Origin of the sequence: Pseudomonas graminis (assembly GCF_900111735.1) — a bacterium.
Lineage (GTDB): Bacteria > Pseudomonadota > Gammaproteobacteria > Pseudomonadales > Pseudomonadaceae > Aquipseudomonas > Aquipseudomonas graminis.
The window spans coordinates 115,273-130,494 of the sequence record NZ_FOHW01000015.1; the positions used below are offsets into that span (position 1 = coordinate 115,273).

General features: G+C 60.6%; 13 protein-coding genes. 8 read left to right on the forward strand and 5 right to left on the reverse strand.

What is annotated here, in order from left to right:
• Window positions 1–59 precede the first annotated feature (59 nt).
• The gene (locus BMY98_RS13515; RefSeq protein WP_074889967.1) at window positions 60–869 is read left to right on the forward strand and encodes a phosphatase PAP2 family protein; all 810 of its coding nucleotides are present in this window, start codon (window positions 60–62) and stop codon (window positions 867–869) included.
• 65 nt (window positions 870–934) lie between these two features.
• Here BMY98_RS13515 and BMY98_RS13520 read toward each other — a convergent pair whose 3' ends face one another.
• Entirely contained in the window at window positions 935–1,336 is a 402-nt protein-coding gene (locus BMY98_RS13520) for an RNA-binding S4 domain-containing protein (RefSeq protein ID WP_074889970.1), read from the reverse strand.
• Window positions 1,337–1,454: 118 nt separating this feature from the next.
• Here BMY98_RS13520 and rimA point away from each other — a divergent pair, with 118 nt between their 5' ends.
• From rimA to rimK, 3 genes are read left to right on the forward strand one after another with little or no spacing between them, the layout of a single operon-like run.
• Window positions 1,455–2,228, forward strand: a complete 774-nt coding sequence (gene rimA / locus BMY98_RS13525) for a S6 modification regulatory phosphodiesterase RimA (protein ID WP_074889973.1) — start codon at window positions 1,455–1,457, stop codon at window positions 2,226–2,228.
• 15 nt (window positions 2,229–2,243) lie between these two features.
• Window positions 2,244–2,726, forward strand: coding sequence for a retropepsin-like aspartic endopeptidase RimB (gene rimB, locus BMY98_RS13530; protein ID WP_065987437.1), 483 nt, complete (start codon window positions 2,244–2,246; stop codon window positions 2,724–2,726).
• Window positions 2,723–3,628 (forward strand): 30S ribosomal protein S6--L-glutamate ligase, encoded by a 906-nt coding sequence (gene rimK, locus BMY98_RS13535; protein ID WP_065987438.1) that lies wholly within the window; start codon window positions 2,723–2,725, stop codon window positions 3,626–3,628. Before rimB ends, rimK begins: the two co-directional genes overlap by 4 nt.
• 81 nt (window positions 3,629–3,709) lie before the next feature.
• Here rimK and BMY98_RS13540 read toward each other — a convergent pair whose 3' ends face one another.
• Window positions 3,710–5,023, reverse strand: a complete 1,314-nt coding sequence (locus BMY98_RS13540) for an ATP-binding protein (protein WP_065987439.1) — start codon at window positions 5,021–5,023, stop codon at window positions 3,710–3,712.
• A gap of 167 nt (window positions 5,024–5,190) precedes the next feature.
• Window positions 5,191–5,931: an osmolarity response regulator transcription factor OmpR gene (gene ompR, locus BMY98_RS13545; protein ID WP_065987440.1), complete on the reverse strand. Its 741-nt coding sequence runs from the start codon at window positions 5,929–5,931 to the stop codon at window positions 5,191–5,193.
• Window positions 5,932–6,211: 280 nt separating this feature from the next.
• Here ompR and BMY98_RS13550 point away from each other — a divergent pair, with 280 nt between their 5' ends.
• The 3 genes from BMY98_RS13550 (at window position 6,212) to gshA (ending at window position 10,703) form a co-directional block, all read left to right on the forward strand.
• Window positions 6,212–8,536: a Tex family protein gene (locus BMY98_RS13550; protein WP_074889975.1), complete on the forward strand. Its 2,325-nt coding sequence runs from the start codon at window positions 6,212–6,214 to the stop codon at window positions 8,534–8,536.
• Window positions 8,536–8,919: a PaaI family thioesterase gene (locus BMY98_RS13555; protein WP_074889979.1), complete on the forward strand. Its 384-nt coding sequence runs from the start codon at window positions 8,536–8,538 to the stop codon at window positions 8,917–8,919. Before BMY98_RS13550 ends, BMY98_RS13555 begins: the two co-directional genes overlap by 1 nt.
• A 197-nt stretch (window positions 8,920–9,116) precedes the next feature.
• Complete coding sequence (gene gshA, locus BMY98_RS13560; protein WP_074889982.1) at window positions 9,117–10,703, forward strand: glutamate--cysteine ligase; 1,587 nt, start codon at window positions 9,117–9,119, stop codon at window positions 10,701–10,703.
• Between the two features lie 306 nt (window positions 10,704–11,009).
• On the opposite strand, the gene argA is transcribed toward gshA, so the two are convergent.
• Together argA and argE are read right to left on the reverse strand one after the other, a co-directional pair.
• A complete protein-coding gene (gene argA / locus BMY98_RS13565) occupies window positions 11,010–12,308 on the reverse strand; it encodes an amino-acid N-acetyltransferase (protein ID WP_074889985.1) in 1,299 nt (432 codons plus the stop codon).
• Window positions 12,309–12,457: 149 nt separating this feature from the next.
• Window positions 12,458–13,606 (reverse strand): acetylornithine deacetylase, encoded by a 1,149-nt coding sequence (gene argE / locus BMY98_RS13570; protein WP_074889987.1) that lies wholly within the window; start codon window positions 13,604–13,606, stop codon window positions 12,458–12,460.
• A gap of 165 nt (window positions 13,607–13,771) precedes the next feature.
• Between argE and BMY98_RS13575 the strand changes: the two genes are divergently transcribed.
• Window positions 13,772–15,139 (forward strand): CYTH domain-containing protein, encoded by a 1,368-nt coding sequence (locus BMY98_RS13575; protein WP_074889990.1) that lies wholly within the window; start codon window positions 13,772–13,774, stop codon window positions 15,137–15,139.
• Window positions 15,140–15,222 lie beyond the last annotated feature (83 nt).

A 15,222-nucleotide genomic window follows, 5' to 3' on the forward strand; every position in this document is an offset into this window, starting at 1 on the left:
CGCCTATAAAGCGCGGTTTCGCACCGCTTGGTGCACTGTCATGCCGATGGGGGCATTTTATGGACTATCCCGCATTGTTCCAACCCAACTGGAACGCCAAAAAATTCCTGCTGTGTAATCTGGTGGCGCTGGCACTGCTACTGCTGTGGGTCTGGCCCACGGGACACGCGGCTTTCACTCACTTCGACGAAGGCCTGTTCCACCTGCTGAACCGCCCGCTTGAGCAAAACAAAGCGTGGCTGTGGACCTGGACAGTCGCCAGCATGCGACCCTTCGATATCGTCGTTGGCCTGATTCTGCTCACGCTGCTTATAAAGGGCGAGTGGGTGTTCAAATCCTTGCAAACCCGTGCCGCACTGATCGGCTTTGTGCTGACGCTGATCCTGCTGCTGATCATCCGCACGGTGTTTTCCAAGATCATCGACCACAGCGCGCTGCAACATGACAGCGCGTCGGAGATGATCCCTGATGCCATCAAGCTCAGCGAAATATTCCCGGAGCTTGAAGACAAGTGGCAGCTCAAGGACCGTTCCAGCCAGAGCTTCCCGGGTGACCATGCCTCGGTGCTGCTGATCTGGGCGATGTTCATGAGCGTCTACAGCCGCACGGTCGGCCAGCGCGTGGTCATCTGGGTGCTGGCGCTCCTGTTCATGATGCCGCGCCTGGTCGCCGGCGCCCACTGGGGTCAGGACGATTACATTGGCGGCGTGATGATCGCATTGCTCGCGCTGGGCTGGAGCTGCTACACCCCGTTTGTGGCCATCGCTACCGGGTTTGTGTTTCGCCTGACTGCACCGGTCTTCAACGTGATGGGCCGCCTGCCGCTGCTCAAATGCCTGAGCATCAACAGGCAGGGCTCTCATTTGTAAGCTGCCTGTCGCTACCGAGCCATCCGGGGTCGATGAATTCGCGATCCCGGAATGCTGCGAGACCGTCAGTCGTCACCCGAACGAAAATGAAACAATTGCCGGCGCTGCTTTTTGGTCGGCCTGCCGTCTGTGGTCACGCCCAGGCTTCCGGCCTTGCGCATCTCGGCGGCTTGCTCTCGTTTGGCGAGGCTCTCCGGGGTTTCGCTGTACAGCAACTGAGCCTCGGGGGCGCCTCGGCGGATGATCGACAACGCTTGGACCACCACAGTCCGCTCATCGAAGCCCGCTCTGATCTGGAACTCATCCCCTACGCGCGGCTCTTTTCCCGGCTTGCAACGCTCGCCCCGGCAACGAACCTTGCCGCTTTCAATGGCGGCTTTTGCCAGCGCACGCGTCTTGAAGAAGCGCGCCGCCCAAAGCCATTTGTCCAGACGGACTTTGTCGTCCTCGTCTGACTTCTGTGTCATCTGAATTCCTCAATCGTGCAATGGTCAGAATCGTACTACGTCACGCCGGGGACGCAGTAACCGCCACCCTCGTTTACACTGCCCACCAAGACTAAAGCGCCGGCTTCAGGAGAACGACGTGACAGACTTCCCAACGTCATTGACTGGTGGGTGCCAGGGCTGCAGAGAAAGCTCCGCGCTGGATTTCGAATTTGAATTCGCCTATCAGCCTATCGTGGACGTCCGCGACCGTTCGGTATTCGCTCACGAGGCGTTGGTGCGTGGCGTCAACGGCGAGGGTGCCCCCTCTGTACTGAACCGGGTTGACGACACCAACCGTTACCGTTTTGATCAATTGTGCCGAACCCGTGCGATTTCAACTGCCGCCCGGCTGGGAATGGATGAATGCCTGTCGATCAACTTCCTGCCCAACGCGGTGTATCGCCCAGAATTGTGCATTCGCAGCACCCTTGAAGCGGCTCGAACCCACAACTTTCCGCTGGACCGGCTGATCTTCGAGACCGTTGAAACCGAGCACGTGTGCAGCAACAGCCACCTGACCAACATTCTTCGCGAATACCGCCAGTTTGGTTTCAAAACCGCAATCGACGACTTCGGCGCCGGGCACTCGGGACTAACCCTGCTGGCTGACTTTCAGCCTGACTTGATCAAGCTCGACATGGCGCTGGTGCGCAACGTCCATCTGGATCCCGCTCGACAAGCCATCGTGCGCGCCATTGTCACAATGTGTACGGACCTGAACGTTACAGTGATCGCCGAAGGCATCGAAGACGCAGCCGAACGAGACTTCCTCGCCGAATGCGGCATTTACCTCATGCAAGGCTTTTGGTTCGCCAAGCCTGCATTCCAGGCGCTGGCGCACATCAATGCCGACGCCTGGCAGAACGTGTAAACGAACGGAACCGCTTTGAAAACATTTGACCATCTGACAGTCATCGGCCTCCGTGAATGGGTGGCTTTGCCCCATCTGGGCGTGGCCGGGCTGCGCGCTAAAATCGACACGGGTGCCAGCACTTCCAGCCTGCACGCAACAGAAATAGAACCGTTCGAACGGGACGGCGAGAAATGGGTGCGCTTCAACGCGCACCTGGGGACGGTGGTGCAGCTGCGTCATCGTCGCTGCGAGGCTCAACTGGTGGCGATGAAAACCATCAAAAGCTCCAACGGCCACGCTCAGGTTCGCTACGTCATTCGCACGACGCTGGCGCTGGGGGATCGGGTCTGGCCGGTGGAGTTCACGCTGGCCTGCCGCAAGGCCATGCGCTACCGCTTGCTGCTGGGTTCCAAAGCCCTGATTGACGGCCAATTGGTGGTCAATCCGGGTGTTACATATATTCAGGACAAGCCGGTGTTCCCGGCTTCAAATCTCTCTGCCACAGGTGCTGCATGAAGATCGCTGTGCTTTCGCGAAACCCGCGTCTGTATTCAACACGTCGTCTGGTCGAAGCTGGAATCCAGCGCGGCCACGAGGTCGTGGTGGTCGATACCCTGCGCGCCTATATGAACATTGCCAGTCATAAGCCGCAGATCCACTACCGAGGAAAACCCCTGGAAGGTTTTGATGCGGTAATACCCCGCATCGGTGCCTCCGTGACCTTCTACGGCTGTGCCGTGCTGCGTCAGTTTGAAATGATGGGCGTGTTCCCGCTCAACGAATCCGTTGCCATCGCGCGCTCCCGCGACAAGCTGCGCTCGCTGCAGTTGTTGTCACGTCGAGGCATTGGCTTGCCCGTCACCGGCTTCGCCCACTCACCGGATGACATCCCTGACCTGATTCAGATGGTCAACGGCGCACCCCTGGTGATCAAGGTGCTCGAAGGGACGCAAGGTATCGGCGTGGTGCTGTGCGAAACCGCGACCGCGGCCGAGTCGGTGATCGAGGCCTTCATGGGGCTGAAGCAGGACATTATGGTGCAGGAGTACATCAAGGAGGCCGGTGGCGCCGATATCCGCTGCTTCGTGGTGGGTGACAAGGTCATTGCGTCGATGAAGCGTCAGGCGAAGCCCGGGGAATTCCGCTCCAACCTGCATCGCGGCGGCACCGCCAGCCTGATCAAGATCACCCCCGAAGAGCGCATGACGGCCATTCGCGCGGCCAAGGTCATGGGCCTGAGTGTCGCGGGCGTTGATATTCTGCGCTCCAACCACGGGCCGTTGGTGATGGAAGTGAACTCGTCGCCAGGTCTTGAAGGCATTGAAACCACAACCGGCAAGGATGTCGCGGGGATAATCATCGAGTACATCGAGAAAAACGGCGGGCCGCACATGACACGCACCAAGGGCAAGGGCTAACGCCCAAGCCTGTTTTTGCACGGAGGCTTTGGTTGCGAGCGCGCCACACGCCCACGGCCTCCAGGCAGAATCACAAACGGATCAATCGGCATCCCGCGGCAGCAATAACCCCAACGGCAGCCGAACTCTGGCCTCCAGCCCGCCTCCCGAACGATTACGCAACTCGACATTGCCACCGTGCATCGCGGCGATCCGCTTGACGATCGCCAAACCAAGCCCTGTCCCCTTGCCGCTTCTGGCGCGGTCGCCACGGATGAAGGGGTTGAAAATGCCCTCCAGCTCCGACGGGTCGATCCCCATACCCCGATCCAGCACGCTCAGCACCACGTAGGGCGCACCGCTGTCGCCGGAAACGTAGGCTGCCACCTCAACCCCGTCGCCGGCATGGTGCATCGCATTGCCGATGAGATTATTGAGCAGCCGTTTCATGGAAACCCGCCGCAGCGGGAAAGGCGGAATGGACTCCAGGCACAGGCGGACCTGCTCTACCGGATTGTTGTAAGGCGCGACAACTTCGTGGACCAGCTCAACCAGATCGACTTCTTCGACTTCTTCATCACGCCCGTCCCGGATGAATGCCAGGAATTGATCGAGGATGGCATCCATGTCTTCGATGTCGCGAACCATGCCCTCCATGAACTCGTTGTTGGTTGGCATCAGTTCAAGGGACAAACGCAGCCGGGTCAGAGGCGTCCGCAAATCGTGAGACACCCCGGCCAGCATCAGTTCGCGCTCCTGCCCGGCCTGCTCCACGTCTTCGGCCATCTGGTTGAACGCGCGGTAGACCTCGGTTATCTCGCTGGGCGTATCGCCCACCGGCAACCGCACGCTGCGGCCCTGGCCTAACTGGCGGGCGGCAAAAACCAGCCGTTTCAGCGGCTGATTGAGCTGGCTGACGAAGATCCATGCCGACGCCGTAGAGAGCAATCCGATTGCCAGGAACCAGCCCAACACGCTCCAGATTTTCTGCCCTCGCAACGGATGCGGGTACAGCGGCACTTTCAGCCAGCCATCACCGAGACTCGGCGCCCTCACCCACAGCGCGGGGGGCGCGTGAACACGCAGTCGCACTTCGGTGTCGGCGCCCAGCTCATCCTGCATCTGCCGTTGGTAGATTTCGGAGTATGGCCAGTGCTGCTCGCCTTCCGGTACACCACCGCCCACCACGCGGATCAGTCCGGCGGCGTCAGCGATGGTCTGCCGATCACTCTCATCGGCCGCCCAGTAAGCCCGCAAAGTGAGTGCAACGCCGTGGCTGTATTGGCGATCGACCAGAACATCCTCGTTCATCAGCAGGTAGACGAGGGTCAGCGCCTTCGAAAACAGCACGACAATGAGCACCAGCCACAGGGTGCGAGAGAAAAAACTTTGCGGGAACCAGAGCGGTGTCTTCATAACAGCAGCTACACACTTTGCGGAAGCGAGCCGGGGCTCGCGAATTTGCGGAACACATGACACAGCAAAAACCAGTCACGCCAATGGCCGCTTTCGCGAACATCGAGGTGACTGGCTAACGTAGACGGGCGTGAGACAGGCCCGGCAGATTACCGTCGAACTTGCTGTTACTGCTTGTTGGCACCGTCTGGTACGAAAACATAACCCACTCCCCAGACCGTCTGAATGTAACGCGGCTTGGCAGCGTCCACTTCAATCAGACGACGCAGACGGGAGATCTGGACGTCGATGGAGCGCTCCAGCGCGTCCCACTCACGGCCACGGGCAAGGTTCATCAGTTTGTCCCGCGTCAGCGGCTCACGGGCGTGCATGACCAGCGCTTTCAACACGGCGAATTCACCGGTAGTGAGCATATGCACTTCATCGCCACGCTTGAGCTCGCGGGTGGCGAGCGACAGCGCGTAATCGCCAAAGGTGACGGTTTCGTCTTCCGTGGCCGGCGCGCCAGGGACGGGTGCGGATTGACGACGCAGCACGGCGCGAACGCGGGCCATCAATTCGTCAGGGTTGAAAGGTTTTGCGAGGTAGTCATCAGCACCGAGCTCGAGGCCCTTGATGCGGCTGAGCTCGTCGCCCTTGGCGGTGAGCATGATGATGGGGACTTGATTGTTCGCGGCGCGCAGGCGGCGGCAGGCGGACAGGCCGTCTTCGCCCGGCAGCATCAGGTCAAGCACCACGAGGTGAAACACTTCGCGCGCCAGCAGCCGATCCATTTGCTCCACGTTGGGCACAGCCCGGGCGCGGTAGCCCTTGCTGTTGAAAAAGCGTTCTAGCAGGCTGCTCAAGCCCGGGTCATCGTCAACGATGAGGATTTTCTCGCCTTCAGCCGTTTGTGCAGTGCTGCTCATTGGAAGCTCCTTTGATCTCGGCGCGCATTATGGCGTAGCTGCAGTTATGCGCACCGTGTGCATTGTTAGCAGATTTTTCCTGAATCCACATGGGTGCTCTCGTCGAGTCACCTGAGGGCAATTCACAGCATCTGCGCGGGCTGAAAGTAGCGTATCGACCGGGCAATCCCCTATTCAGGGCTCACTGGGTATAATGCGCCGCCTTCAAGGTCAGGCAACGCTCGTTCAAGGCGGTTCGCCAGCCGCTGATTTAATGCACACACATTTGCCAGGTGGTTTTATGGACAGTATCAACAGCCGCATCGCCGAGGAACTCGGCGTCCGCCCGCAACAGGTCGAAGCGGCCGTCGCGCTACTGGATGAAGGCTCAACGGTGCCTTTCATCGCTCGCTACCGCAAGGAAGTCACTGGCAGCCTCGATGACACGCAACTGCGTCATCTGGAAGAGCGCCTGCGCTACCTGCGCGAACTCGACGAGCGCCGCATCAGCATCCTTGCCAGCATCGAAGAGCAAGGCAAGCTGACCCCTGAACTGGCGCGCGACATCAAGCTCGCCGACACCAAGACCCGCCTTGAAGACTTGTACCTGCCGTATAAGCAGAAGCGCCGCACCAAAGGCCAGATCGCGCTGGAAGCCGGCCTGGGCGAGCTGGCCGACGGGATTTTCAACGACCCCACGCTTACCCCTGAAGCCGAAGCCGCGCGCTTCGTCGATGCCGAAAAAGGCTTCGCCGACGTCAAGGCCGTGCTCGAAGGCACCAAATACATTTTGATGGAACGCTTTGCCGAAGACGCGACGCTGCTGGAGAAGCTGCGCAGCTTCCTCAAGCACGAGGCCGTGATCAGTGCCCGTGTAGTGCCGGGCAAAGAGGAAGAAGGCGCCAAATTCCGCGATTACTTCGAACACGACGAGCCGCTCAAGAGCATGCCGTCCCACCGCGCGCTGGCGATCTTTCGGGGTCGCAACGAGGGCGTGCTGAGCTCGGCCCTGAAAGTCGGGGAAGAATTGCCCGGCACCCTGCACCCCTGCGAAATGATGATCAGCGAGCGCTTCGGCCTGCAGAACCAGAACCGCCCTGCAGACAAGTGGCTGGCCGAAGTCGTGCGCTGGACCTGGAAGGTCAAGCTGTACTCCAGCCTCGAAACCGACCTGCTCGGCGAGCTGCGCGAAGGTGCCGAAACCGAAGCGATCAACGTATTCGCTCATAACCTTCACGACCTGTTGCTGGCCGCACCGGCGGGGCCACGCGCCACGCTGGGTCTTGACCCGGGCCTGCGCACGGGCTGCAAGGTCGCCGTCGTCGACAGCACTGGCAAACTGCTGGACTACGCCACGGTTTACCCCCATGTGCCGAAAAACCAGTGGGATCAGACCATCGCCGTGCTGGCAGCCCTTTGCGCCAAGCATTCCGTTGACCTGATCGCGATCGGTAACGGCACTGCCAGTCGCGAGACTGACAAGCTGGCCGGCGATCTGATCAAAAAGTATCCAGGCCTGAAGATGACCAAAGTCATGGTCTCTGAAGCCGGCGCCTCGGTGTACTCGGCGTCGGAACTCGCCGCCAAGGAATTCCCGGACCTCGACGTCTCGATCCGTGGTGCTGTTTCCATCGCCCGCCGCTTGCAGGATCCGCTCGCCGAGCTGGTAAAAATCGACCCGAAATCCATCGGCGTTGGCCAGTACCAACATGACGTATCGCAGCTGAAGCTGGCCCGCGGCCTCGACGCGGTGGTGGAAGACTGCGTGAACGCCGTCGGTGTGGATGTGAACACCGCTTCCGTGGCCCTGCTGGCGCGGATTTCCGGCCTTAACACCACGCTGGCGCAGAACATCGTTTCCCACCGCGACCAGAACGGCGCTTTCAAGACCCGCGCTGCGCTGAAGAAAGTCCCGCGTCTGGGCGAGAAAACCTTCGAGCAGGCCGCAGGCTTTCTGCGCGTCATGAACGGTGACAACCCGCTGGACTCGTCCGCCGTTCACCCTGAGGCGTATCCGCTGGTGCAGCGCATTGCCGCCCAGACCGATCGTGATATTCGTTCGCTGATCGGCGACGCAGGCTTCCTGAAGCGTCTGGACCCGAAGAAATTCACCGACGAAACCTTCGGCCTGCCTACCGTCACCGACATCCTTCAAGAACTGGAAAAGCCGGGCCGCGATCCCCGTCCGGGCTTCAAGACCGCTGAATTCCAGGACGGCGTCGAAGACTTGAAGGATCTTCAGCCGGGCATGATCCTCGAAGGCGTGGTCACCAACGTCACCAACTTTGGTGCGTTCGTTGACATCGGCGTGCATCAGGACGGTTTGGTGCATATCTCTGCGCTTTCGGAGAAGTTCATCAAGGACCCTCGCGAAGCGGTCAAAGCCGGCGATGTGGTGAAGGTCAAGGTAATGGAAGTGGACATCCCTCGTAAGCGCGTCGGCCTGTCGATGCGCATGAGCGACACGCCGGGCGAGAAAGTCGACGGCGCTCGCGGTGCCCGTCCTGGCGCCGCGCCGCGACAGCAGCAAGGCAATGCCCCTCGCAAGGAAGCTACCGCCCCGGCGCCAAGCAACAATCCGATGGCGTCGCTGTTCGCCAACGCCAAGCAATTGAAGAAGCGCTGATGGATATCCCTGACGAACTGACTCAGAGCGCTTACTTCAAGACCCTCGGATGCAGAGTGGTGCAACTGAACGAAGGTGTCGCCATCGTGGCCTTGCCGCTGGAGCCGCACCTGCGCAATCGCGGCAATGTGATGCATGGCGGCGCGCTGTTCAGTCTGGTCGACATCACGATGGGGTTGGCCTGCTCCAGCGCCCACGGCTTCGACAAGCAAAGCGTCACGGTGGAATGCAAAATCAATTACATGCGCGCCGTGGCCGAAGGCGAAGTCATCTGCACCAGCACGGTACTGCATGCTGGACGCCGAACGCTGGTTGTCGAAGCCGACGTTCGCCAGAACGACAAGCTGGTTGCCAAAGCGCAGGGCACGTTTGCGATCGTCTAGCTGTCCGATAGCGTTATGAGTTAATTTCGGCACTGTTAAGCAGTGTCGAAATTTTCTGATTTCCTTGCAGGAACGATCAGCGACGGGCATCGGCGTTAGGGCCATCGACGAGGCGAAAACGCCAGTTCCTTTCTTCACCCTTGTAGACCGCCATATCGCCCCCATATAGGGCCGACTGACGCGTGAAGGATTCCAACTTGAGCGAACTTCTCAACCGCCGCCTGACTCTGCTTGGCGAGCACTCCAACCTCTCCCTTCTGGAGAAGTGCTTGCACGGCATCGAGCGTGAATGCCTGCGCGTTACGGGCGAAGGCCGTCTGGCGCAAACCCCGCACCCGGAAGCCCTCGGCGCGGCACTGACCAACGAGCAAATCACCACTGATTACTCCGAGTCGCTGCTGGAGTTCATCACTCCTGCCCTCGCCAACCCTGCGGATACGCTGGAAAGCCTGGATAAGATCCACCGCTTCGCGTACAGCAAACTGGGCAGCGAATACATCTGGAGCCCTTCGATGCCGTGCCCGCTGCCGGCCGAAGCGGATATTCCGATCGCCTATTACGGCACCTCCAACATCGGCAAGCTCAAGTATGTTTACCGTCAAGGCCTTGCCTTGCGTTACGGCAAAACCATGCAGTGCATCGCCGGGATTCATTACAACTTCTCGTTGCCCGAAGCCATCTGGCCCGTGCTCAAGCAAGACGCGAAATTCGAAGGCGATGACCGCGATTTCCAGTCCGAGAGCTACATTGGCCTGATTCGCAACTTCCGTCGTTACAGCTGGCTGCTGATGTACCTGTTCGGCGCATCGCCGGCGCTGGACGCCAGTTTCCTGCGCGGCCGCTCGCATCAGCTTGAGCAGTTCGACGCCGAAACGCTGTATCTGCCTTACGCCACCAGCCTACGCATGAGCGATCTGGGTTACCAGAGCAATGCCCAGGCGGACCTGACGCCTTGCTACAACGACCTGCTGACGTACACCGACAGCCTGCGCCGTGCGGTGGCAACGCCCTACGCGCCTTACGTCGAAATCGGCACGCACAAGGATGGCGAGTGGATTCAGCTCAACACCAACGTGCTGCAGATCGAGAACGAGTATTACTCGACGATCCGCCCGAAACGCGTCACCTACTCCGGCGAACGTCCGATTCAGGCGCTGGTCGCGCGCGGCGTGCAGTACGTGGAAGTCCGCTGCCTGGACATCAACCCGTTCCTGCCGGTCGGAATCGACCTTCAGCAGTCGCGTTTCATTGATGCATTCATTCTGTATTGCGCGCTGCACGACAGCCCGCAGCTGGCGAACAATGAGTGTGGCAACGCCAGCACGAACTTCCTGACCGTGGTCAAGGAAGGTCGCCGTCCCGGCCTGCAACTGAACCGCAACGACACGACTATTGACCTGAAAGTCTGGGCCAACGAGATGCTGGACACGATCAAGCCGATCTGTGAACTGCTCGATGCCAGTCAGGGCACGGATCAGCACGTCAAATCGCTGGACGTTCAGCGGGCGAAATTGGCGGACGCCTCTCTGACGCCTTCGGCACAAGTGCTGGCCGCGATGACTGAGAACAAGGAAGGTTTCACCGCCTTCTCGCTGCGCCAGTCACAGGTTCACGCTGAGCATTTCCGCAGCAATCCGCTGAGTGCCGAAGACCAGACCCAGTTCGAAAGCAAGGCGCGCGAGTCCCTGGCTCAGCAAGCGGAGCTGGAACAGACCGAAGAAAAAGTGGATTTCGACACGTTTGTGGGCGCCTATCAGGCGAGCATTCTGGCGATCAGCAACTGATCAGAGTGGGTCGTGTCATCACTGACACGACCCGATCAACCCTGTGGGAGTACCACGCCCTTCCTACACTGGATTTCGGTCGTTCAGCACCTGAGCAGCTGACCCACCGTCTTCGAGAGCAAGCTCACTCCGACAGGTTTTGCATCCAACGCTGATCACAGGTGCACTACGACCCGCTGTGGGAGCGCTTGCCCGCGAAGGCGGAGTGTCAATCAACCGATCCGTCGCAGCCGAAATGCGTTCGCGGGCAAGCGCGCTCCTACAGGGGGTCGAGTCGATGCCGGTGTTGAAATCCGGCATGACGCCTTAGATCGCCTTTTCGAAAATCTTCGAGTTACGCTGATAGTTGTACAGCGACGCACGTGCGCTCGGCAGGCGATCGACGCTGCTGGCCTCAAAACCGCGCTCCTGAAACCAGTGCGCCGTACGCGTGGTGAGGACGAACAGGGTTTTCAGACCCAAGGCCCGTGCGCGTTCTTCGATGCGCTCAAGCAGTTCGTCACCTCGCCCGCCGTGGCGGTACTCGGGATTCACCGCCAGACACGCCAACTCACCCGTTTCGGAATCGGCAATCGGATACAGCGCGGCGCAAGCGATGATCAGGCCTTCGCGCTCGACCACGCTGAACTGCTCGATTTCCCGCTCCAGCACTTCCCGCGACCGACGCACCAGGATGCCCTGCTCTTCCAGCGGTGTGATGAGGTCAATGAGCCCACCGACATCGCCGATCGACGCTTCGCGCACCAGCTCGAATTGCTCCTGGGCCACCAGTGTGCCGCCGCCCGCGCGGGTGAACAGCTCGGAGAGCAGCGCGCCGTCTTCGGCATAGCTGACGATATGACTGCGCGCCACACCCCCGCGACAGGCCTGGGCCGCGGCATCCAGCAGTTCCGCCTGGTAGTTGCTGCCCAGGCGCTGAAGGTGCGCAGGGACCTGTTGTGGACGCAGCTCACGGACCAATCGGCCCTGCTCGTCCAGCAAGCCTGACTCGGCGCCAAACAACAGCAGCTTTTCCGCGCCCAGATCAATCGCCGCGCGCGTCGCAACGTCTTCGCAGGCCAGGTTGAAGATTTCGCCGGTGGGCGAATACCCCAGCGGTGACAGCAGCACAATGGAGCGTTCGTCGAGCAGCCGACTGATGCCCTTGCGGTCGATGCGGCGTACTTCACCGGTGTGCTGGAAATCGACGCCTTCAAGGACGCCGATCGGCCGCGCCGTGACGAAGTTGCCACCCGTGACGCGTAGCCGCGAGCCCTGCATCGGCGAGGCAGCCATGTCCATCGACAAACGCGCCTCGATGGCAATTCGCAGGGCGCCGACGGCGTCGATCACGCATTCAAGCGTGGCGAAATCAGTCACGCGCATGTCGTGATGGAAATGCGGCGTCAGGCCACGGGCCTGCAAGCGGCTTTCGATCTGCGGGCGGGAGCCGTAAACCAGCACCAGGCGCACGCCGAGGCTGTGCAGCAGCACGAGGTCGTGGACGATATTGCCGAAGTTCGGGTGCGCGACGCCGTCGCCTGGAAGCATGACGACGAAGGTGCAATCCCGGTGGGCATTGATGTAGGGAGACGCGTGGCGGAGCCAATTGACGTAATCGGGCATATCCGAAAGGAGCCTGTAGTGGATGGACGAAGGGTGGAAACACTCAAGACGGCATGAGCTTTATCGTCGGAACAGGCATCGCAACACGCGTACTCTCCTTTTTGGTTAATTCTGAAACAGGCCCTGACTCAAGCAGCACGTGGGCGCACTCAAGGGGTAGCCAGGCAGTAATGTTCGATCAATTGACGTAACAGACGCACTGTAGGCTGCAAACGTGACATTTCAAGATACTCACCGGGCTGGTGCGCACAGGCGATATCACCAGGCCCCATCACGATGGTTTCGCAACCAAGGCGCTGAAGATAAGGCGCTTCGGTGCCAAATGCCACTGCTTCGGCCGTATGACCGGTCAGACGCTCTGCGATTCGCACCAGTTCCGCATCGGCGCTTTCTTCAAACGGGGACACTTCCGAAAACAGCGGTGCGTAATCGATCTGCACCTGATGGAGTTCGGCGAGGGGTTGCAGCTTCTGCCGAATCGCCGCGCGCAGCACTTCAGGGTCCATGCCCGGCAGCGGGCGCAGGTCGAACTCCAGCGAGCATTGCCCGCAGATCCGGTTCGGGTTGTCGCCGCCATGGATGCAGCCGAAGTTCAGGGTCGGTTGCGGCACACTGAACTGCGGATTGCGGTATTGCTCCTGCCACTCTCGGCGCAGGCCTTTGAGTTCACCAATGGCGTCGTACATGGCTTCAAGGGCGCTACGCCCCAGGCTCGGGTCCGAGGAGTGACCGCTGCGGCCGAGAATCTCTATGCGCTCCATCATCACGCCTTTGTGCAGGCGGACCGGCTTGAGGCGAGTCGGCTCGCCAATAACCGCCGCGCGGCCGAGCACACCGCCCGCCGCAGCCAATGCCTTGGCACCGGCCATCGAACTTTCTTCATCGCAGGTCGCGAGGATGATCAGCGGCTGCTTGAACGGCTGATCGAGCAATGGCTGAAGCGCCTCAATGGCCAGTGCGAAGAAGCCCTTCATGTCGCAACTGCCCAGTCCTACCCAATTGCCGTCGACTTCGGTCAGCTTCAGCGGATCGGTCTTCCACAATGCATCGTCGTAAGGAACCGTATCGCTATGGCCCGCCAGCACCAGCCCGCCGGGGCCGGTGCCATAGGTTGCCAGCAGATTGAACTTGCCGGGGCTCACCTGCTGGATGTCGCAGGCAAAACCCAGATCGCCCAGCCAGCCTGCCAGCAGATCAATGACGGCGCGATTGGACTGGTCGAGCGCCGGCTGCGTACAGCTCACAGATGGCGCGGCGATCAGGGCGGCGAACTGGTCTTTCATGGACGGCAACGGCATAGGCGACTCCGGTGATGGGGTGCGACACGCGAGCCATCATAGGTCGATTGGCCCGCATCAATAAACTGTCACGGTTGATGTCCTGTACACTGCACGGCCCACGCAGCTGTGTCGATTCCGGCTGCGACCCCGTTATCAGCGATAGAGCGTTTGGATTCTCCGGCCATGCAGAAAGAAACCGAAATCAAACTCCGCGTCAGCCGCGAAACCCTCATAGCCCTGCGCGAGCACCCGTTGCTGAAGAAGCGCAACAAGAGCGGCTGGGAGCGGCTGGAGCTGTTCAATCAGTACTTCGACACCCCCGAGCGCGAGCTGGCCCAAGCCAAGGTCGCGCTGCGCCTGCGCCGCGACGGCGATGCAATCATTCAGACCCTCAAGACCCGCGGCCAGAGCGTGGCGGGCCTGTCCGAGCGTAACGAATACAACTGGGACGTGCCCAAGGCCAAGCTGGACCTGAAGAAGCTCGACGGCGAATGCTGGCCGGAGCAACTGGCGGATCTGGACAAGAAAACCATCAAGCCGGTGTTCACCACTGATTTCGTCCGCGAGAAAGCGGAAATCGCCTGGGGTCGTGGCAAGACCAAGGTGGTGATCGAAGCGGCGCTGGACCTGGGCAAAGTTGTTGCCGGCAAGCAGCAGGAAGAAATCTGTGAGCTGGAGCTTGAGCTGCGCGAAGGCGACCCTGCCGCGCTGCTGGAGCTGGCCGCAGAGCTGGCCGAGAAGCTGCCGCTGATGCCCTGCGATATCAGCAAGGCTGAACGTGGCTATCGTCTGTTCGACGCCAGCAGCTATTCGATCAAACTGCCGACGCCTGAGCTGCATGGCGAGCTCTCGGTAGACGACGCGTTTAGCGCCATCGCCTGGTTTCTGCTTGGCAGCAGCCAGCGTCTGGCCGAGCAATACCGTTTCAACGGTCACTGGAGTCTGTTGCAGGAATGGGTCGAAGTGCTCGCTGAGCTGCGCGCCCTGGCTGGCAGCCTCGGTCAGGCCGCTCCGCGCGCCACGACCCATGACCTGCGCGCTGCGCTGGACGCTTTACTGGAAGACTGGCGCACGCTGGTACTCGCGGGCCAGGAAGATGGCGACGTACGCGCCGCTGCCCATGAGCAGTTCATCGAAGAGCTGCAGGACACCCGCTGGGGCCTGTTCTCGCTGACCACCTCGCGCTGGTTGATGGCGCGCAGCTGGACGGTCGAGCGCAACAACCGTGGCAATCGTCAGGGCCACGCGATGCTCAGCAGCTGGGTGCCGCGCTTCCTGGGCGATGAAGCCACCGCGCTGAACCTGCCGCGCTACCAGCAGCAGCCGGAAGACCTTGCCGAGCAACTGCCGCGCATCGAACGCATTCAGGTCTGGTTGCATTATGCCCGCCAGGCCCTCGACCTGCCTGAGCTGGATCGCTTGTACGGCGAGTTGAACAAGCTTGAGCAACTGGCGCACCTGGACATCACCGATGAGCTCCTCGATGCCCGTATGCAGCAAACCATCACCGTGCTGCAAAGCCGGGCGTGGAAGACATTGTTGAAGTTGTAAGGCGCCGTCAGTGGGACCGGCTTAAGCCGGGAAGAGGCCAGCCTGAGCACCCTCAATTTCGCAGTGTGCTTACCGACGCCTTC